This is a genomic window from Stenotrophomonas sp. YJH_SMC_69 (assembly GCF_059370495.1).
Map to the genome: position 1 here is coordinate 375484 of NZ_JCAFTS010000005.1, position 17855 is coordinate 393338.

Consider the following 17855-nt stretch of genomic DNA (forward strand, 5'->3'; position numbering starts at 1 on the left):
CTTATGGTGCCATCGTCCGGGGCTGACGGGAAACGGCGCGTGCGGCCACGGCCAGTCGCAGTTCACGTCGCTGCCCGGAATCGAGCACATCCGGCCAGAACAGCAGGCGCTGGCGGCGCCGATCCTCACGCCACAGCAACAACAGCCATGGGCCACGCACCACCAGCCGTGGCGTATCAACGTCCTGCCCGGCCACCTGCAGTGGCTCGGGAAGCGGCGGCAGAAGCACCTGCACGCGCGGCCTGCGCTGGCGCCAGGCCAGTTCGGCCAGGCCCGTGCACCAGGCCAGCACCACTGCGGGCATCAGCAGCCGTGAAGGCAGATCCGATGCGCGCAGCAGCCACGGCGCAGCCAGCAGCACCGCCAACTGGGCGGCGGCCTGCAGCCGCGAGGGGCGCCACTCAAGGCTTGAGGGCGAGGATCTTCTGCATGAAGGGGATCGCGTGCGCATGCGGGCAGGCCTCGTAGCCCATGAACCAGCGCCACAACTTATCGTCCTCGCAGTCGAGCAGGAACAGGAAAACCTCGCGCTCTTCGGTCGGCGCAGTGCTCCACTCGTGGTCCAGGTAGCGGCCGAACAGCTGGTCCAGCTCACGCATGCCGCGGCGGCAGCGCCAGCGCAGCTTCTTCAGCAGAACGTCTTCTTCCATCGTGTTTCTCCAGATACAGCAAAGCCACGCATGGCGTGGCTCTACTGGGGTCATGCAACTACCCTGCGCCGTGTATCAGGCGCGGCGTTCCATCATCAGCTTCTTGATCTCGGCGATCGCCAGTGCCGGGTTCAGGCCCTTCGGGCAGGTCCGGGCACAGTTCATGATGGTGTGGCAGCGGTACAGCTTGAACGGATCTTCCAGATCGTCCAGGCGCGCACCGGTGTCCTCATCGCGCGAGTCGATGATCCAGCGGTAGGCCTGCAGCAGGATCGCCGGGCCCAGGTAACGCTCGCCGTTCCACCAGTAGCTCGGGCAGCTGGTCGAGCAGCAGGCGCACAGGATGCACTCGTACAGGCCGTCCAGCTTCTTGCGGTCTTCCGGCGACTGCAGGCGCTCGCGGTCCGGCGGTGCCGGGGTCTGGGTGCGGATCCACGGCTTGATCGACGCGTACTGCGCGTAGAAGTGGGTCAGGTCCGGAACCAGGTCCTTGACCACGTTCATGTGCGGCAGCGGGTAGATCGGCACTTCCTTCTTGCCGCAGTCCGAGATGGCTCGGGTGCAGGCCAGGGTGTTGGTGCCGTCGATGTTCATGGCGCACGAACCACAGATACCTTCGCGGCACGAGCGGCGGAAGGTCAGGGTCGGGTCGATCTCGTTCTTGATCTTGATCAGGGCGTCCAGGACCATCGGGCCACAGGCGTCCAGATCGACTTCATAGGTATCGGTGCGCGGGTTGCTGTCGTCGTCCGGACTCCAGCGGTAGATCTTGAAGGTGCGCACGTTCTTGCCGCCGTTCTTGACGGGGAAGTGCTTGCCCTTCGTGATCTTGGAATTCTTGGGGAGTGAAAACTCGGCCATGGCTGCTCTCGTTGGCTCAGGCGGCCCGCGCCCGTGGGCGCGGATTGCATGGTAGGCGGGGTCGGATCAGTACACGCGCGGCTTCGGCGGCACCACGGACACGTCGTCGGTCAACGTGTACATGTGCACCGGACGGTAGTCGAAGCTGCACTTGCCCTTCTCGTCGACGCTGACCAGGGTGTGCTTCTGCCAGTTGACGTCGTCGCGGTCCGGGAAGTCCTCGTGCGCATGCGCGCCGCGGCTTTCCTTGCGCTGTTCGGCCGAGTTGATCGTCGCCACCGCATTGAGCAGCAGGTTGTTCAGCTCGTAGGTCTCGATCAGGTCCGAGTTCCACACCAGCGAACGGTCGGAGACCTTCACGTCCTGGAACGAGTCGAAGATCTTGTCCATCTTCTCGCAGCCTTCCTTCAGCGTCTGGCTGGTGCGGAAGACCGCCGCGTCGGCCTGCATGGTGCGCTGCATGCGATCGCGGATGACCGAGGTCGGGGTATCGCCGTTGGCGTGGCGCAGCTTGTCCAGCAGGCCCAGCGCCTTGTCGCAGGCATCGGCCGGCAGCGGCTTGTGCGCAGCGCCCGGCTTGATGGTCTCGGCACAGCGGTTGGCCACGGCACGGCCGAACACCACCAGGTCCAGCAGCGAGTTCGAGCCCAGGCGGTTGGCGCCGTGCACGGACACGCAGGCCGCTTCGCCGATGGCGTACAGGCCCGGCACTACCGCGTTGTCGTTGTCGCCGACCTTCTGCACCACTTCGCCGTGGTAATTGGTCGGGATGCCGCCCATGTTGTAGTGCACGGTCGGGATGACCGGAATCGGCTGCTTGTGTACGTCGACGCCGGCGAAGATGCGGGCGCTCTCGGCGATGCCCGGCAGCTTCTCGTCGATCACGCCCGGGCCGAGGTGGGTCAGGTCGAGCAGGATGTGGTCCTTGTGCTCGCCGACGCCGCGGCCTTCGCGGATCTCGATGGTCATCGAACGGCTGACCACGTCGCGCGAGGCCAGGTCCTTGTAGTGCGGCGCGTAACGCTCCATGAAGCGCTCGCCGCTGCTGTTGCGCAGGATGCCACCTTCACCGCGGACACCCTCGGTGATCAGGCAGCCGGCGCCGTAGATGCCGGTCGGGTGGAACTGCACGAACTCCATGTCCTGCATGGCGATGCCGGCACGCATGGCCAGGCCGCCACCGTCGCCGGTGCAGGTGTGCGCCGAGGTGGCGCTGAAGTAGGCACGGCCGTAGCCGCCGGTGGCCAGTACCACGCCCTGGGCGCGGAACAGGTGCAGGGTGCCGTCGGACATGTCCAGGGCCAGCACGCCGCGGCAGGCGCCTTCCTCGTCGAAGATCAGGTCGAGCGCGAAGTACTCGATCATGAAGCGCGCGTCGTGCTTCAGCGACTGCTGGTACAGCGTGTGCAGCATCGCGTGGCCGGTACGGTCGGCCGCCGCGCAGGTACGCTGCGCCGCCGGGCCTTCGCCATACTTGGTGGTCATGCCACCGAACGGACGCTGGTAGATCTTGCCTTCGGCGGTGCGCGAGAACGGCACGCCGTAATGTTCGAGCTCGATGATGGCCGGGATGGCCTCACGGCACATGTACTCGATGGCGTCCTGGTCGCCCAGCCAGTCCGACCCCTTGATGGTGTCGAAGAAGTGGTAGCGCCAGTCGTCCTCGCCCATGTTGCCGAGCGCGGCCGAGATACCGCCCTGGGCGGCAACGGTGTGAGAACGGGTCGGGAAGACCTTGGTCAGGCACACGGTCTGCAGGCCCTTGGCGGCCAGGCCGAACGTGGCGCGCAGGCCGGCACCGCCGGCGCCGACCACGACCATGTCGTACTTGTGTTCGGTGATCTTGTAAGCGGACATCTAATCTGGATTCCTGTGTAGGTGCCTGGGCTCAGGCAACGCCGAGGGCGATGCGGCCCACCGCAAACACACTGACGATCATGCCGAGCACGGCGACGAACTTCACCGCGGTCTGCAGCACCAGGGCCAGCAGCGATTCGTGGATGTAGTCTTCCAGCACGACCTGCATGCCGAGCTGCGCGTGCCAGAACATCGCGATCAGCAGGCCGATCAGCGGCACCGCGTTCCACGGCTTGGCCACGGCGGCGGCGGCGGTGGCGTAGTCCGAGCCCAGCAGGCCCAGCACGAAGACCAGGAACCAGATGCCCAGCACCACCAGTGCGGCGGCGGTCAGGCGCTGGTGCACGAAGTGCTCGGTGCCGGTCTTGGCCGAGCCAAGGCCGCGCACGTTCTTCAACGGGGTACGGAACTTGCTCACGCGGCACCTCCGAACATCACATAGGCCCACACCAGCAGGGTGATCACCAGGCTGCCGATGACCGACAGCCAGCTGCTGCGGATGAAGGCGGGGATGCTGAAGCCGATGGCGAAGTCCTGCACGACGTGGCGGATGCCATTGCACAGGTGATAGGCGAACGACCATGTCCACGCGAACAGGAACACGCGGCCATACCAGGCCCCGGCATGGCCGGTGAAGCAGTTCCAGGACTCGGGCCCCATCATCAGGGCCAGCAGGCCGGCGGCGATGATGAGGGCACCAACAGACAGAAAGACGCCAGTGGCTCGATGCAGGATCGAGGTGGCCATCTGAATCTGCCAGCGATACACCTGAAGGTGCGGGGAAAGTGGGCGTTGTCTGGTCGCCATTCGCTGGGCTCGTTGTCTCGGCTGGGCGGCACACGGCCGCGTTGGCTCAATGCTGATCAGAAATCGATGCAGCGTCCGTTTTTCTCCCAATCGCCATACCGCACCGGATCAAGTCCGCCGCGGCCGCCGAATTCTTCCGCTTTTTCCTGTTCCACGGGCACGGGTGCCGCGGGGACCAGCGGGGCTTCAGATTCGTCGTCGGGAGTGGGGGTTGTTTGGCCTATCATGTTCGGTCTCGCAACGCACAAATTTTAGACCTCGTTCACGTGCCTGACAACCTGCCCCCTGCTTTCGTCGGATATCCGCGCCTGCCCGGCCACCAGCTGCTGAGCCTGCAGGGCCCGGATGCGGCTGTCTTTGCCCACGCCCAGTTCAGCAGCGATGTCACCGCCCTGCCCCTGCAGCACTGGCAGTGGAGTGCCTGGCTGAGCGCCAAGGGCCGCACCCTGGCGGTGTTCCAGCTGCTTCGGCTGGCCGAAGACCACGTGATGCTGGTGCTGGCTGACGGCGATGCCGATGCGATTGCGTCGCAACTGCAGCGCTTCGTGTTCCGCCGCAAGGTGAAGGTGCAGGTGCGCAGCGATCTGGCGGCGGCTGGCGCGTTCACCGCGCCCGAGGCCGCCAGCGGCGCGGCGATTGCGCAGACCGCAGGCGACGGCTGGGAGCTGGACCTGGGCAGCGATGCCCTGCCGCGCACCCTGCGCGTTGGCAGCGCCGACGCGTTCGCGGCCGGCAATGAAGCCGATGAGGCCGCTTTCGCCCTGGCCTGGCGCCAGGCCGACCTGCGCTACGGCCTGCCGCGGCTGGAAGAAGGCCAGCGCGAAGTGTGGACCCCCCAACAGCTGGGCCTGGACCGCCTGAACGGCTACAGCGTGAAGAAGGGCTGCTATCCCGGCCAGGAAATCGTCGCCCGCACCCACTTCCTCGGCAAGGCCAAGCGTGCGGTGCAGTTGCTGCATACCGCAGCACCGGCACAGGCCGGCGATGGCGTGCAGCAGGATGGCGCGGGGCTGGGCACGATTGCCAGCGTGGCCGGCGACCTGGCACTGGCGGTACTGCCACTGGAGGCCAGCGACGCTGACCTGCAGGTGGGCGATGCCATTGCGCAGCGCGTGCCGTTGCTGGATGGCCTGGCCCGCTGAAGCAGGCGGGGACCTGCACGGATGGGTGCAGGAATGGTAGTGCCGGCCGCTGGCCGGCAACCATGCAGGGTTGAGGTTGCCGGCCAGCGGCCGGCACTACCCCTTACAGGCGCTCGCCGGTTTCCGCGCTGAAGAAATGCAGGCCCTGCGGGTGGATCGCCACGCGGATCTGCTCGCCCACCTCGGGCAGCGCCTGCGGCGCCACGCGCATGGTCAGCGCGTGCTGGCCACTGCTGAGGTTGACGAAGATCTCGTTGCCGACCGGCTCGATGCCTTCGATCCGCGCGCTGAACGCATGCGCATCGTCGGCGGCCGCCGGCTGCAGATGCTCCGGACGCACGCCCACCGCGATCGGCTTCTGCAGCCACGCCGGGTCGATGGTGGCCTGGCCCAGCGGCGCACACCAGTCACCGTCGACCACGGTCACGCCACCGGCATCGCCCTGCAGCGTGCCGCGCAGCACGTTCATCGCCGGGCTGCCGAGGAAGCCCGCCACGAACAGGTTGGCCGGGCGGTCGTACAGCGCCATTGGCGTATCGATCTGCTGGATGATGCCGTCCTTCAGCACCACGATGCGCTGGCCGAGGGTCATCGCTTCCACCTGATCGTGCGTCACGTAGATCATGGTGGTGCCCAGCTTGCGGTGCAGCTGCGCGATCTCGGTACGCACGCTGTGGCGCAGCTTGGCATCCAGGTTGGACAGCGGTTCGTCGAGCAGGAACACCGCCGGCTCGCGCACCAGCGCACGGCCCAGCGCGACACGCTGGCGCTGGCCACCGGACATCGCCTTGGGCAGCTTGTCCATCATCTCGGTCAGGCCCAGCGTCTGCGCCGCCTCGGCGATGCGCTTGTCGATGGTCGCCTTGTCGTGACCGCGCAGCTTCAGGCCAAAGGCCAGGTTCTCGGCCACGGTCATGTGCGGGTACAGCGCATAACTCTGGAACACCATCGCGATGTCGCGATCCTTCGGCGCCACGTCGTTGACCACGCGATCACCGATGGTCAGCGTGCCGCCGCTGATCTCCTCCAGGCCAGCCACCATCCGCAGCAGGGTCGACTTGCCACAGCCGGACGGGCCGACCAGCACCATCAGCTCGCCATCGGCGACCTCGAAGCTGGCGTCCTTCACCGCGACCTGGCCGTTGTCATAGACCTTGCGCACACCCTGCAACTGCACTTTTGCCATATCACCTATCCGGTCCGCCCGAAGCCGGGCTGTCTTTTGGGACTGCCTCGGCCCTCCCGATGGCAGTGATGATTGCGCGCTTGCCGCATGACGGCGAGCACTGCAATCGAATACAGTTGCCCATTCTGCCATGTAAACGTTTTCACGTGGCACTATCCGATGATCGGTGCGCACCGATCTGCGTCGGCGGTTGAACGAAGGTTCCGCCGAGGCAGTGGTTTCGAATGGAACGGTCTTCCGGCACCCCGGAGAACGCCCCTGACGAACCTCGGACAGGCAGTTGCGCGGATGTCCCCCGAACCCAGCCATGAAGCGATTGACAACGATGTCACCCGGATCTGAAACTCGAGCGATGCACGACACCCTCTTCCTGTTCGGTGCCACAGGTGATCTGGCCCAGCGCTACCTGTTCCCTTCGCTGCTTCGCCTGCTTGGCGACGGCCTGCTGCCGGAGGACTTCCGCATCCGTGCGCTGGCCCTGTCCGGGCATGACACCGAAGCCTTCCATGACATCCTGCGGCCGCGCCTGCAGCAGGCCATGCCGATGGCCACGCAGGACGACATCAGCGCCCTGCTGCGTCGCATCGACTACCGCTCTGTGGACCTGCGCGACGTCGACTCGGTTGCCGCCGCGGTCGCCGACCTCGTGCACCGCAAGTGCGTCAGCTACCTCGCCATCCCGCCGGGCCTGTACATCTCCACCTGCGAAGGCCTGGCCAAGGGCGGCGCCCTCGCCGCGCCGGCACGCCTGATGCTGGAAAAGCCGATCGGCAGCGACAGCGAGAGCGCCGAGGAAATCATCAGCACCATCGGCCAGTGGATCGACGAGGACCGCGTGTTCCGCCTCGACCACTACCTGGGCAAGGCCGCGGTGCAGAACCTGATCGCACTGCGCTTCGGCAACACGCTGCTGGAAGCGGTGTGGAACCGCAACTACATCGAATCGGTGCACATCCTGGTGGCCGAAAGCGAAGGCGTGGATGGCCGCGATGCCTATTACGCCCGCTCCGGCGCGCTGCGCGACATGGTGCAGAGCCACATCCTGCAGCTGCTGTGCATGGTGGCGATGGAACCGCCGGCATCGCTGGAAGCCGATCGCATCCGCGACGAGAAGGTCAAGGTGCTGCGCGCCCTGCGCCCGCTCGATGCCAGGCACGCCGCGCGTGACAGCATCCGTGGCCGCTACACCGCCGGCACCATCAATGGCCAGCCGGCACAGGCCTACCAGCCGCCGGAAGGCAGCGACGTGGAAACCTTCGCCGGTGTCACCGCGCATATCGACAACTGGCGCTGGAGCGGCGTGCCGTTCCACCTGGTCACCGGCAAGCGCCTGCCCGAGCGCACCACCCGCGTGGTGGTCACGCTGAAGCCGGTCACCCACTGGCTGTTCGAGCGCCCGCAGCGCGCGCAGGCCGCACCGAACCGCCTGGTGTTCCAGCTGCAGCCGCAGGAAAACATCGAACTGGGCCTGATGAGCAGCCTGGCAGGCCCGGAATGGGGCGCGCTGGAGCTGCATCCGCTGGAGCTGGAACTGTCGGTGCCGACCGGCCTGCACCGCCGTATCGCCTACGAACGCTTGTTCCTGGATGCCTTCAACGGCAACCACACGCTGTTCGTGCGCGATGACGAAGTGCGTGCGGCCTGGGCCTGGATCGACAGCGTCGCCGACGCCTGGAAGGACGCCAAGCTGCCGCTGGAGCCCTACCCCGCCGGCCAATGGGGCCCGGGCAATGCGGGCGGGTTCCTGCCGCAGGACCTGGACGCGCCCGACAGCGGAGCGTCGGCATGAGTGCCAGCTCGCAGCCAGTGCTGGTCGCCGACATCGGTGGCACCAACGCGCGCTTCGCCCTGGCCGACACCTCGCTGGACGCACCGCTGCAGAAGGACAGCATCCGCGAGTACGCGGTGGCGGAGTTCCCGTCGCTGGGTGATGCCGCGCGCCACCATCTGGAACAGATCGGCGCCACGGCAAGCCGCGGCGTGTTCGCCGTGGCCGGTCGCGTGGATGGTGACGAAGCACGCATCACCAACCATCCGTGGGTGATCTCGCGCAGCCGCACCGCTGCCATGCTCGGGTTCGACGAACTGCACCTGATCAACGACTTCGCCGCACAGGCGATGGCGATTTCGCTGCTGCAGCCCGATGACGTGGTCCAGGTCGGTGGGGCTGCCTGGGTACCGGGCAAGCCCGGCCAGCCACGCAACTACGCGGTGATCGGGCCCGGTACCGGGCTCGGCGTCGGCGGCCTGATCATGCGCCACGGCCGTTGCTATCCGCTGGAAACCGAAGGCGGCCATGTCAGCTTCCCGCCGGGAACCCCGGAAGAGATCCGCATCCTGGAGATCCTGTCCGAGCAGTTCGGCCGCGTCTCCAACGAGCGCCTGATCTGCGGCCCCGGCCTGGTCAACATCCATCGCGCCGTGTGCGAGATGGCCGGCATCGATCCGGGCCAGCTGCAGCCGGTGGACGTGACCGCCCGCGCCCTGCACGGCGATCCGCAGGCGATGCGCACCGTGGATGTGTTCTGCGCCGTGTTCGGCGCCATTGCTGGCGATCTGGTGCTGACCCAGGGCGCCTGGGACGGCGTGTTCCTGACCGGCGGGCTGACCCCGAAGATGCTCGATTCGCTGCAGCACTCCGGTTTCCGCCAACGCTTCGAGCACAAGGGCCGGTTCTCTTCCATCATGGCGCGCGTGCCCTCGTTGGCGGTGATGCATCCCCACGCCGGACTGCTGGGCGCCGCCGCCTATGCCGCCGACGCCGAACGTGACACACCTGGAGTTGCCGCATGAGCCCCACCACCTTCCACGACGACCGCATCGAGTTCATCAACCATGGCGATGCCGATGGCTGGATCGAAGCCGTTGCCGCCGAGATGGCGCACACCCTCAACCACGACATCAACGAAGTGGGCCGCGCCCGCATCCTGCTGTCTGGCGGCACTACACCGGCGCCGGTCTACCAGGCGCTGGCCGAGTTGGACGTGCACTGGGACCGGGTGGAAGTGAGCCTGGCCGACGAGCGCTGGCTGTCGCCGCAGGATCGCGACAGCAATGCCTGGCTGGTGCGCGAGCACCTGCTGAAACGCGCCGAGGGTGCGCATTTCGATCCACTGGTGCGGATCGGCAAGCCCCTGCCCGAATGCGTGTACACCGCCAACCTGCAGGCACAGCACAGCCAGCCGCCGAGCCTGGTGGCACTGGGCATGGGCAACGACGGCCACACCGCCTCGCTGTTCCCGGGCTCGAAGGACCTCGCCCGCGCACTGGAAAGCACCCTGCCCTATGCCGCGCTGGATGCCACCGGCTGCCCGGGCGCGAACCAGTGGCCGCTGCGCATCACGCTGACCCCGCATGGGCTGCGCCAGTGCCGACAGCGCCTGCTGCTGCTGCGCGGCAAGCAGAAGCTGCAGGTGCTGCGCCAGGCGTTGGACAGCAACGACGCCCAGCAGTATCCGATCCTCAACGCGATCAACCTGGAAGGCGCGCGCCTGCGCGTCCACTGGGCTGATTGATGTCGGCGGCGGTGCCCTGCCGCCGCTTGCCTCTCGCCACCTTGAACGCCGGTAGCCAATGAGCCTCCATCCGCAATTGCAAGCCATCACTGAGCGTGTCATCCGCCGCAGCGCCGCCTCGCGTGCCGCCTACCTGGCCGCGATCGACGCCTCCCTGCGCGAAGGCCCGTTCCGCAGCCGCCTGAGCTGCGGCAACCTCGCCCACGGATTCGCCGCCTGTGGCGGCACCGACAAGAGCCGCCTGCGCGGCGGCGTGACGCCGAACCTGGGCATCATCACCGCCTACAACGACATGCTCTCGGCGCACCAGCCGTTCGAGACCTATCCCGAGCAGATCCGCGAGATCGCCCGCGGGCTGGGTGCCACCGCACAGGTGGCCGGCGGCGTGCCGGCGATGTGCGACGGCGTCACCCAGGGCCGCGGCGGCATGGAACTGTCGCTGTTCTCGCGCGATGTGATCGCCCAGGCCACTGCGATCGGCCTCAGCCATGACATGTTCGATACCACCGTCTACCTCGGCGTGTGCGACAAGATCGTGCCGGGCCTGCTGATCGGCGCGCTGGCCTTCGGCCACCTGCCGGCGGTGTTCGTGCCGGCCGGCCCGATGACCCCGGGCATCCCGAACAAGCAGAAGGCGGAAGTGCGCGAGCGCTATGCCGCCGGCGAAGCCACCCGCGAAGAGCTGCTGGAAGCCGAGTCCGCGTCGTACCACGGCGCTGGCACCTGCACCTTCTACGGCACCGCCAATTCCAACCAGGTGCTGCTGGAAGCGATGGGCGTGCAGCTGCCGGGAGCATCGTTCGTCAATCCGGGCACGCCGCTGCGCGACGCCCTCACCCGCGAAGCCACCGAACGTGCACTGGACATCACCGCGCTCGGCGACGACTTCCGTCCGCTGGGCCGGATCATTGATGAGCGCGCGATCATCAACGCGGTCATCGCGCTGATGGCCACCGGCGGTTCGACCAACCACACCATCCACTGGATCGCAGTGGCGCGTGCCGCCGGCATCGTGCTGACCTGGGACGACTTCGACGAACTGTCGCAGCTGATTCCGCTGCTGGCCCGCGTCTATCCGAACGGCGAGGCCGACGTGAACCGCTTCGCGGCCGCTGGCGGACCGGCCTTCGTGTTCGGCGAGCTGATCAGGGCGGGCCTGATGCACGGTGACCTGGTCAGCGTGGCGCGCGGCGGCATGGCCGACTACGCGCGCGAGCCGCAGCTGCGCGACGGCCAGCTGGTCTACCTGCCGGGCCTGCAACACAGCGCCGATGACGAAGTGGTGCGTGGCGTCGACAACCCGTTCGAGCACCAGGGCGGCCTGCGCCTGCTGCGCGGCAACCTGGGCAAGTCGCTGATCAAGCTGTCGGCGGTGAAGCCGCAGTACCGCACGATCGAAGCACCGGCCGTGGTTGTCGATGCGCCGCAGGTGCTGAACAAGCTGCATGCCGGCGGCCTGCTGCCCGAGCACTTCGTGGCGGTGGTGCGTTACCAGGGCCCGCGTGCCAACGGCATGCCGGAACTGCATTCGCTGGCGCCGCTGCTGGGGCTGCTGCAGAACCAGGGCCGGCGCGTGGCACTGGTCACCGACGGCCGCCTGTCCGGCGCCTCGGGCAAGATTCCGGCGGCGATCCATGTGACGCCGGAAGCGGCGCGCGGTGGTCCGCTGGCCAAGGTCCGCGAGGGCGACATGATCCGCCTTGATGGCGAGGCCGGCACGCTGGAAGTGCTGGTGGACGCGGCCGAGTGGGCCGCGCGTCCGCTGGCCCCGAACACGGCGCCTGCCGCGCATGACCTGGGCCGCAACCTGTTCGCGATCAACCGTCGCGTGGTGGGTCCGGCTGATCAGGGCGCGATTTCGATTTCGTGCGGGCCGGCGGCGGCCGATGGCGGGCCGTGGGAATACGACGCGGAGTACGAGCTGGGGCACGATGCCGCAGCGGCGGCGGCGCCGCATGAGGCAAAAGACGCCTGAAGCGAAAAGCCGCGGCAGGCTTCCCGGCCTGGGCAGTAGAGCGCCCTGGACAATTCCCGGCGCGTCATTTGCGCTGCGGCCACTGAATCAAGAAGAGCAAAGGCAAGGGCAAAAGCATGGGTATCGAACAACATCAGGTGAAGGCGGCGGAGCTGTTGCGTGCGGCGGGCATTCTGCCGGTGGTGACGATTCATACGCTGGACCAGGCGCGTGCGGTCAGTGCGGCGTTGCTGGAAGGTGGCCTGCCGGCGATCGAGTTGACGCTGCGTACGCCAGTGGCGATGGAAGCATTGGCGATGCTCAAGCGCGAGCTGCCGGACGTGGTGGTGGGCGCCGGCACGGTGCTGACCGTGGAGCAGATGCAGCAGTCGATCGATGCGGGCGCGGACTTCCTGGTGACCCCGGGTACGCCACCGGCGCTGGCCGATGCGCTGGCGGCGGCCCCGCTGCCGGTAGTGCCGGGTGCGGCCACGCCGACCGAACTGCTGTCGCTGTATGCGCGCGGCTTCCGCGTGTGCAAGCTGTTCCCTGCCACCGCCGTGGGGGGGCTGGCGATGATCAAGGGTCTGGCCGGCCCGGTTGCCGACCTCAAGCTGTGCCCGACCGGCGGCATCACCGAAAACACCGCCGCCGAGTACCTCGAGCAGAAGAACGTGGTCTGCATCGGCGGTTCGTGGATGGTGCCGGGCAGCTGGATCGCCGACGGTCAGTGGGACAATGTGCGCGCCAGCGCCGCCGACGCCGCGAAGATCATCAAGCGCGTACGCGGCCACTGAGCCCGACACAGGTGTAGAGCCGAGCCCATGCTCGGCTCCGCGCCCGCAGGCCGGAAAGCAGCCGAGCATAGGCTCGGCTCTACATTTCCTCTATCGGCAGTGACGGCGCACGGAACCTGTCGGTGGCCCTGCGGAGGGCTCAGCCGTTGGCCGAATCCCTTACAGCGGCCGTGCCGGATCCACCAGCCCGTACTGGCTGGCCATGCGCGCCAGCGCGATGTTGTCGTGGATCCCCATCTTCTCGAACAGCCGCGCCTTGTGCGTGTTCACCGTCTTCGCACTCAGGCTCAGGCGCCGCGCGATGTCTTCCTGGCGCAGGCCCTGGGTCAGCAGCAACGCCACTTCCAGCTCGCGCGGCGACAGGCTGTCGAATGGAGAGCCGTTGCCTTCAACGGTCGACAAGGCCAGGTTCTGCGCGATGCTGGTGCCCAGGTAGCGACGGCCCATGGCCACATCGCGCACCGCACGCAGCAGCTCCTGTGCATCGCAGCCCTTGCCGATGTAGCCCGCAGCCCCGGCTTCCAGCAAGCGCTTCGGCAGCGGACCGTCTTCCAGCACCGACACGATCACCACGCGGGTGTTGCGATGGCTGCGGACGATGCGCTCGGTCACCTCCATGCCACTCACGCCGGGCAGGTGCAGGTCGCACAGCACCACGTCCGGCAGCAGCTGGCGGACGTCGCGCAGCGCATCTTCGCCGGTCTCGGCTTCGCCCACCACCTCGATGTCGGTCTCCCCCGACAGGATCATCTTCATCCCGGTGCGGACCAGTGCGTGGTCATCCACCAGGTAGACTCGAATCGTCATTCACGTACCTCTTCGAATGCGGCCATTGCAGGTCAAGCTAGGCAGGGCGCCGATACCCCTGCAAGCGCGTTCGAGATGCGACCCGGGCATTCTGCCTTGCGCATCACAGTACCGCGCGTTGTGCTTGCCCCCTGTCTTGCAGAACCTGCTGCAACGAAACAACTGATCTATTACGTAGACGCCCCGGAGGGGCCATCCACGTCAATCCCCCTGTGATGATGCTTCGCTGGCCGTCGCTGGCGGCGAATCCTGACGTCGCCAAGGATGCCGGCGACTGAACATGACCAGATAGCACCCTACCACCCAAACCAGCGCGGCACACCATCCGGCCAGGATATCGGAGGGGTAATGCACGCCCAGATAGACCCGGGAGACGCTGACCAGCAGGCTGAACGCGGGCGCCAGCAGCAGCACCGGCCAGCGCCAGCGGGTGTTCCAGGCCAGCAGCACCAGGGTCACGGCCAGGGTCATCGAGCCCATCGCGTGGCCGCTGGGAAAGCTGAACGTCGATTCCGGCGCGATCGATTCCCACAGGCTGGGGCGCTGGCGCTGGAAGAAATGCTTGCTGCCCATGTTCAGCAGCGCCGAGCCGACGAAGCTGACCGCCACGAAGGTGGCCTCACGCCAACGCCGGTAGCCCAGCAGCACGCCGATGATCAGCACGTCGGCGGGAATCAGGAACCATTCGTAGCCCAGCCTGGAAATGAGCACGAAGAAGCGGTCCAGCAGCGCTGAGTGCAGGCCATGCATCTGCCACAGCAGCGGCGCATCGAAATGGAACGATTCAAACTCGTGCACTTCGTCGGCCAGCGCGACGAAACCCGCCAACGGCAGCAGCACGCCACCGAACAGCAGCACCAGGCGCCAGGCATTGCGGGCCATCCAGTGGCGGAAACCGGAGGCGGACTCCGGCGCAGCGAGGATCGCAGGCTTATCCGGCGCTTCGGACATATTTGTGTTCGACGTAATCGTCGATCAGGGCGACGAACTCCTGGGCGATGTTCTCGCCACGCAGGGTCACCTTCTTCTCGCCATCGACGAACACGGGCGCGGCCGGGGTTTCACCGGTGCCCGGCAGGGAAATACCGATGTTGGCGTGCCGCGACTCACCCGGCCCATTGACGATGCAGCCCATCACCGCCAGGGTCATGTTCTCCGCACCCGGATGGTGGATCTTCCACAGCGGCATCTTCTCGCGCACGTGGTTCTGCACCACCTTGGCCAGTTCCTGGAAGAACTCGGAGGTGGTGCGGCCGCAGCCCGGACAAGCCGTGACCAGCGGCGTGAAGGCACGCTGGCCGGTGGTCTGCAGCAGTTCCTGGGCGACGATCACTTCCTGCGTGCGCGACTGGCCCGGTTCCGGGGTCAGCGAGATGCGGATGGTGTCACCGATGCCTTCCTGCAGCAGCACGCCCAACGCCGCCGACGAGGCGACGATGCCCTTGCTGCCGATACCGGCCTCGGTCAGGCCCAGGTGCAGGGCAAAATCGGAGCGCTGGGCCAGGTCGCGGTACACCGCGATCAGCTCCTGCACGCCACTGACCTTGGCCGACAGCACGATGCGATCGCGCGGCAGGCCGAGCTCCACCGCCTGCTCGGCCGAATCCAGCGCCGAACGGATCAGCGCCTCGCGCAGCACGCGACCGGCATCCCAGGGCTGCTCGCGCAGGTTGTTCTCGTCCATCAACTTCGCCGCCAGGGCCTGGTCCAGCGAGCCCCAGTTGGCACCGATGCGCACCGGCTTGTTGTAGCGGATCGCGAACTCGATCAACTGAGCGAACTGCAGATCCTTCTTCTTGCCGAAGCCGACGTTGCCCGGATTGATGCGGTACTTGGCCAGCGCTTCGGCACATGCCGGCTCGGCGGTCAGCAGCTGGTGGCCGTTGTAGTGGAAATCACCGATCAGCGGCACGTCGATGCCCATCATCGCCAGCTTGTCGACGATGCGCGGGATCGCCGCAGCGGCTTCCACGGTATTGACGGTCAAACGCACCATTTCCGAACCGGCCCGCCACAGCTCGGCCACCTGCTTCACGCTGGAGGCCACGTCGGACGTGTCGGTGTTGGTCATCGACTGCACCACGACCGGCTTGCCTCCGCCTACGGTGACCCCGCCGATCTGCACGGCATGGGTCTGGCGGCGGGGCCAGGAGGTGGCATCGGAGGGAGGAGTCGGGCGGGTGACGGCGTCGTGCATGGGCGCATTCTACCGCCCGCCCCCGCATTCCGGGTGACTCGCATTCAGCCGGTGGCACGGCTGCGGCCGATTGTCGCAGGCACAGCCGCCCGTGAACGCATACGATGAGCGTGAATGACCGGTCCCGACGCCCCGTTTCTCCGTACCCTGTGCAGCCTGCGCTGGCTTGCCGTAGGCGGCCAGGCCGCCACCATCCTGGTTGCCACCTGGGTGCTGGGCCTGCCGTTGCCGCAGCTGCCGCTATGGGCCGGCGTGGCGGTGCTGGCCCTGTTCAACATCTATACCCAGTTGCGTCCGGACGCGGCTGACACCGCACCGCTGACCGCGTTCGGCCACATCCTGGTGGACGTGATCATCCTGACCTGGATGGTCGGCTGGAGCGGCGGCATGGCCAACCCGTTCAGCTCGCTGTTCCTGATCCTGATCGCGCTGGCCGCGTTCGCCCTGCCCCTGCGCTGGGCACTGGCGGTCGCACTGGCCTGCCTGCTCGGCTACGCCGCCAGCGGCATCTTCGGCCAGCCATTGCCGGACGGTTATTTCCGCGCGCAGGACCTGAATCGCTGGGGCGTGGTCGCCAACTTCCTGATCTCCGCCGCGGTGGTACTGGCCTTCTCCACCCGGCTGGCGCTGGCCCTGCGGGAGCGCGAACTGGAACTGTCGGCACTGCGCGAGCGCTTCGCCCGCAACGAGGGCATCGTCGCGCTGGCCACGCATGCCGCCTCGGTGGCGCATGAACTGAACACGCCGCTGGCGACCATGACCCTGCTCGCCGACGATGTGGCCGAGCGCAGCGAAGAGCCGGAAGTGCGCGAGGACATGGAAACCCTGCGCGAGCTGCTGGTGCAGTGCCGGGAGCGCGTGCTGGCGCTGGCTGCTCCGGCCTCGGCCGACGCACCGGGCCGCAGCCATTCCAGCGCACAGCAGGTGCTTGAGCAATGGCGCCTGGTGCGGCCGACCATCGACCTGCACCGCAACGATGATGCGCCGCTGCGGCTGCCGCTGGACCCGGGCGTAGGCCATCTGCTGATGGTCCTGCTCAACAACGCCGCCGATGCCGGCGAGAAAGCCGGCCGGCCACGCGTGGACCTGGACCTGCGCATCGAAGGCGACGACCTGATCGGCGAAGTCCGCGACTACGGCCATGGCTTCGACGCCCGTGCCGCCGTGCTGCCGGGCAAGCTGTTCGGCAGCAGCAAGAGCGAGGGCATGGGCGTCGGCCTGGCCCTGTCCCATGCCACCATCGAACGCCTCGACGGCGAGATGTGGATGCGCCCGGCCCAGGGGGCCGGCAGCCGCGTCGGCTTCCGCCTGCCGCTGGCCCCACGCGAGGACACCCCATGAGCCTTCACCATTCCACCCTGGGCCTGCTGGTCGACGACGACGAGCTGTACCTGCGTACCCTGCAACGCAGCCTGGCCCGCAAGGGGCTTGAAACGCAGACCGCACAGGATGCCGCCAGTGCGCTGGCGCTGGCCCGGCAGCATCCACCGGCCTTCGCGCTGATCGACCTGAAGCTGGGCAGCGATTCCGGCCTGGCACTGATCCAGCCGCTGCGCGCGCTGCGCGCGGACATGCGCATACTGCTGGTGACCGGCTACGCCAGCATCGCCACCGCGGTGGAGGCGATCAAGCTGGGTGCGGATGATTACCTGCCGAAGCCGGCCACGGTGCCGATGATCCTGCGCGCCCTCGGCGAGGAAGACGACGGCCCGGCCGACGATGGCGAAATGGAAGTGCCCGATGCGATGACGCCGATCAGCCGCCTGCAGTGGGAACACATCCAGCAGGCGATGCACGAGACCGGCGGCAACGTGTCAGCGGCCGCGCGCCTTCTCGGCATGCACCGGCGCTCGCTGCAGCGCAAACTGGCCAAGCGGCCAAGCCCGGAGCGCGACCCGAGCCGGTGACGCGGTAGTACCGGCCGGTGGCCGGCAACCCATCCGCTGCGGTAGTGCCGGCCGCTGGCCGGCAACCCATCTGCTGCGGTAGTGCCGGCCGCTGGCCGGCAACCCATCTGCTGCGGTAGTGCCGGCCGCTGGCCGGCAACCCATCTGCTGCGGTAGTGCCGGCCGCTGGCCGGCA

Annotated in this window: 19 protein-coding genes; 8 read left to right on the top strand and 11 right to left on the bottom strand. The window is 67.4% G+C overall.

Annotated features, from left to right (window positions below):
* Window position 1 precedes the first annotated feature (1 nt).
* From AC5P8F_RS11810 to AC5P8F_RS11840, 7 genes are all read right to left on the bottom strand, one after another.
* Window positions 2-451: a hypothetical protein gene (locus AC5P8F_RS11810; RefSeq protein ID WP_041863309.1), complete on the bottom strand. Its 450-nt coding sequence runs from the start codon at window positions 449-451 to the stop codon at window positions 2-4.
* The gene (locus AC5P8F_RS11815) at window positions 402-650 is read right to left on the bottom strand and encodes an FAD assembly factor SdhE (RefSeq protein ID WP_049442321.1); all 249 of its coding nucleotides are present in this window, start codon (window positions 648-650) and stop codon (window positions 402-404) included. The genes AC5P8F_RS11810 and AC5P8F_RS11815 overlap by 50 nt, the downstream gene beginning before the upstream one ends.
* Before the next feature lie 75 nt (window positions 651-725).
* Entirely contained in the window at window positions 726-1511 is a 786-nt protein-coding gene (locus AC5P8F_RS11820) for a succinate dehydrogenase iron-sulfur subunit (protein WP_005409079.1), read from the bottom strand.
* 66 nt (window positions 1512-1577) lie between these two features.
* Entirely contained in the window at window positions 1578-3368 is a 1791-nt protein-coding gene (gene sdhA / locus AC5P8F_RS11825) for a succinate dehydrogenase flavoprotein subunit (protein ID WP_014646765.1), read from the bottom strand.
* A 31-nt stretch (window positions 3369-3399) separates the two neighbouring features.
* Window positions 3400-3786 (bottom strand): succinate dehydrogenase, hydrophobic membrane anchor protein, encoded by a 387-nt coding sequence (gene sdhD / locus AC5P8F_RS11830; RefSeq protein ID WP_005409077.1) that lies wholly within the window; start codon window positions 3784-3786, stop codon window positions 3400-3402.
* Window positions 3783-4175, bottom strand: a complete 393-nt coding sequence (gene sdhC / locus AC5P8F_RS11835; RefSeq protein ID WP_024958620.1) for a succinate dehydrogenase, cytochrome b556 subunit — start codon at window positions 4173-4175, stop codon at window positions 3783-3785. The genes sdhD and sdhC overlap by 4 nt, the downstream gene beginning before the upstream one ends.
* Before the next feature lie 56 nt (window positions 4176-4231).
* Complete coding sequence (locus AC5P8F_RS11840) at window positions 4232-4402, bottom strand: DUF1674 domain-containing protein (RefSeq protein WP_005409075.1); 171 nt, start codon at window positions 4400-4402, stop codon at window positions 4232-4234.
* 39 nt (window positions 4403-4441) lie between these two features.
* On the opposite strand from AC5P8F_RS11840, the gene ygfZ reads away from it, so the two are divergent.
* Window positions 4442-5317, top strand: a complete 876-nt coding sequence (gene ygfZ, locus AC5P8F_RS11845) for a CAF17-like 4Fe-4S cluster assembly/insertion protein YgfZ (RefSeq protein WP_032958610.1) — start codon at window positions 4442-4444, stop codon at window positions 5315-5317.
* 103 nt (window positions 5318-5420) lie between these two features.
* On the opposite strand, the gene AC5P8F_RS11850 is transcribed toward ygfZ, so the two are convergent.
* The gene (locus AC5P8F_RS11850) at window positions 5421-6503 is read right to left on the bottom strand and encodes an ABC transporter ATP-binding protein (RefSeq protein ID WP_049442320.1); all 1083 of its coding nucleotides are present in this window, start codon (window positions 6501-6503) and stop codon (window positions 5421-5423) included.
* A 352-nt stretch (window positions 6504-6855) separates the two neighbouring features.
* Here AC5P8F_RS11850 and zwf point away from each other — a divergent pair, with 352 nt between their 5' ends.
* From zwf to eda, 5 genes are all read left to right on the top strand, one after another.
* Complete coding sequence (gene zwf, locus AC5P8F_RS11855; protein WP_014646761.1) at window positions 6856-8292, top strand: glucose-6-phosphate dehydrogenase; 1437 nt, start codon at window positions 6856-6858, stop codon at window positions 8290-8292.
* Window positions 8289-9296, top strand: a complete 1008-nt coding sequence (gene glk / locus AC5P8F_RS11860; protein WP_445979115.1) for a glucokinase — start codon at window positions 8289-8291, stop codon at window positions 9294-9296. The genes zwf and glk overlap by 4 nt, the downstream gene beginning before the upstream one ends.
* Window positions 9293-10018 carry a 6-phosphogluconolactonase gene (pgl, locus tag AC5P8F_RS11865; protein ID WP_014646759.1) on the top strand — a complete coding sequence of 242 codons (726 nt, stop codon included), beginning with the start codon at window positions 9293-9295 and terminating at the stop codon, window positions 10016-10018. Before glk ends, pgl begins: the two co-directional genes overlap by 4 nt.
* Before the next feature lie 58 nt (window positions 10019-10076).
* The gene (gene edd, locus AC5P8F_RS11870) at window positions 10077-11993 is read left to right on the top strand and encodes a phosphogluconate dehydratase (RefSeq protein ID WP_014646758.1); all 1917 of its coding nucleotides are present in this window, start codon (window positions 10077-10079) and stop codon (window positions 11991-11993) included.
* A 116-nt stretch (window positions 11994-12109) separates the two neighbouring features.
* Window positions 12110-12769 carry a bifunctional 4-hydroxy-2-oxoglutarate aldolase/2-dehydro-3-deoxy-phosphogluconate aldolase gene (gene eda / locus AC5P8F_RS11875; protein WP_495228228.1) on the top strand — a complete coding sequence of 220 codons (660 nt, stop codon included), beginning with the start codon at window positions 12110-12112 and terminating at the stop codon, window positions 12767-12769.
* A 159-nt stretch (window positions 12770-12928) separates the two neighbouring features.
* Here eda and AC5P8F_RS11880 read toward each other — a convergent pair whose 3' ends face one another.
* The 3 genes from AC5P8F_RS11880 to ispG form a co-directional block, all read right to left on the bottom strand.
* Window positions 12929-13576: a response regulator gene (locus tag AC5P8F_RS11880; RefSeq protein WP_005416124.1), complete on the bottom strand. Its 648-nt coding sequence runs from the start codon at window positions 13574-13576 to the stop codon at window positions 12929-12931.
* 201 nt (window positions 13577-13777) lie between these two features.
* On the bottom strand, window positions 13778-14527 hold the full coding sequence (locus AC5P8F_RS11885; protein WP_495228229.1) for a phosphatase PAP2 family protein: 750 nt from the start codon (window positions 14525-14527) through the stop codon (window positions 13778-13780).
* Complete coding sequence (ispG, locus tag AC5P8F_RS11890) at window positions 14508-15773, bottom strand: flavodoxin-dependent (E)-4-hydroxy-3-methylbut-2-enyl-diphosphate synthase (protein WP_041863307.1); 1266 nt, start codon at window positions 15771-15773, stop codon at window positions 14508-14510. The genes AC5P8F_RS11885 and ispG overlap by 20 nt, the downstream gene beginning before the upstream one ends.
* A 114-nt stretch (window positions 15774-15887) precedes the next feature.
* On the opposite strand from ispG, the gene AC5P8F_RS11895 reads away from it, so the two are divergent.
* On the top strand, window positions 15888-17114 hold the full coding sequence (locus AC5P8F_RS11895) for an ATP-binding protein (RefSeq protein WP_032960817.1): 1227 nt from the start codon (window positions 15888-15890) through the stop codon (window positions 17112-17114).
* Window positions 17111-17680, top strand: a complete 570-nt coding sequence (locus AC5P8F_RS11900; RefSeq protein WP_012510702.1) for a response regulator transcription factor — start codon at window positions 17111-17113, stop codon at window positions 17678-17680. The genes AC5P8F_RS11895 and AC5P8F_RS11900 overlap by 4 nt, the downstream gene beginning before the upstream one ends.
* Window positions 17681-17855 lie beyond the last annotated feature (175 nt).

What these genes read in the sequence shown, in the direction of transcription:
- AC5P8F_RS11820 (WP_005409079.1), bottom strand. Translation starts at nt 1,511, where the DNA reads ATGGCCGAGTTTTCACTCCCCAAGAATTCCAAGATCACGAAGGGCAAG.
- sdhC (WP_024958620.1), bottom strand. Translation starts at nt 4,175, where the DNA reads ATGGCGACCAGACAACGCCCACTTTCCCCGCACCTTCAGGTGTATCGC.
- ispG (WP_041863307.1), bottom strand. Translation starts at nt 15,773, where the DNA reads ATGCACGACGCCGTCACCCGCCCGACTCCTCCCTCCGATGCCACCTCC.
- AC5P8F_RS11900 (WP_012510702.1), top strand. Translation starts at nt 17,111, where the DNA reads ATGAGCCTTCACCATTCCACCCTGGGCCTGCTGGTCGACGACGACGAG.
- AC5P8F_RS11810 (WP_041863309.1), bottom strand. Translation starts at nt 451, where the DNA reads ATGCGCACGCGATCCCCTTCATGCAGAAGATCCTCGCCCTCAAGCCTT.
- AC5P8F_RS11880 (WP_005416124.1), bottom strand. Translation starts at nt 13,576, where the DNA reads ATGACGATTCGAGTCTACCTGGTGGATGACCACGCACTGGTCCGCACC.
- zwf (WP_014646761.1), top strand. Translation starts at nt 6,856, where the DNA reads ATGCACGACACCCTCTTCCTGTTCGGTGCCACAGGTGATCTGGCCCAG.
- sdhA (WP_014646765.1), bottom strand. Translation starts at nt 3,368, where the DNA reads ATGTCCGCTTACAAGATCACCGAACACAAGTACGACATGGTCGTGGTC.
- AC5P8F_RS11850 (WP_049442320.1), bottom strand. Translation starts at nt 6,503, where the DNA reads ATGGCAAAAGTGCAGTTGCAGGGTGTGCGCAAGGTCTATGACAACGGC.
- AC5P8F_RS11895 (WP_032960817.1), top strand. Translation starts at nt 15,888, where the DNA reads ATGACCGGTCCCGACGCCCCGTTTCTCCGTACCCTGTGCAGCCTGCGC.
- glk (WP_445979115.1), top strand. Translation starts at nt 8,289, where the DNA reads ATGAGTGCCAGCTCGCAGCCAGTGCTGGTCGCCGACATCGGTGGCACC.
- AC5P8F_RS11815 (WP_049442321.1), bottom strand. Translation starts at nt 650, where the DNA reads ATGGAAGAAGACGTTCTGCTGAAGAAGCTGCGCTGGCGCTGCCGCCGC.
- eda (WP_495228228.1), top strand. Translation starts at nt 12,110, where the DNA reads ATGGGTATCGAACAACATCAGGTGAAGGCGGCGGAGCTGTTGCGTGCG.
- pgl (WP_014646759.1), top strand. Translation starts at nt 9,293, where the DNA reads ATGAGCCCCACCACCTTCCACGACGACCGCATCGAGTTCATCAACCAT.
- AC5P8F_RS11885 (WP_495228229.1), bottom strand. Translation starts at nt 14,527, where the DNA reads ATGTCCGAAGCGCCGGATAAGCCTGCGATCCTCGCTGCGCCGGAGTCC.
- edd (WP_014646758.1), top strand. Translation starts at nt 10,077, where the DNA reads ATGAGCCTCCATCCGCAATTGCAAGCCATCACTGAGCGTGTCATCCGC.
- AC5P8F_RS11840 (WP_005409075.1), bottom strand. Translation starts at nt 4,402, where the DNA reads ATGATAGGCCAAACAACCCCCACTCCCGACGACGAATCTGAAGCCCCG.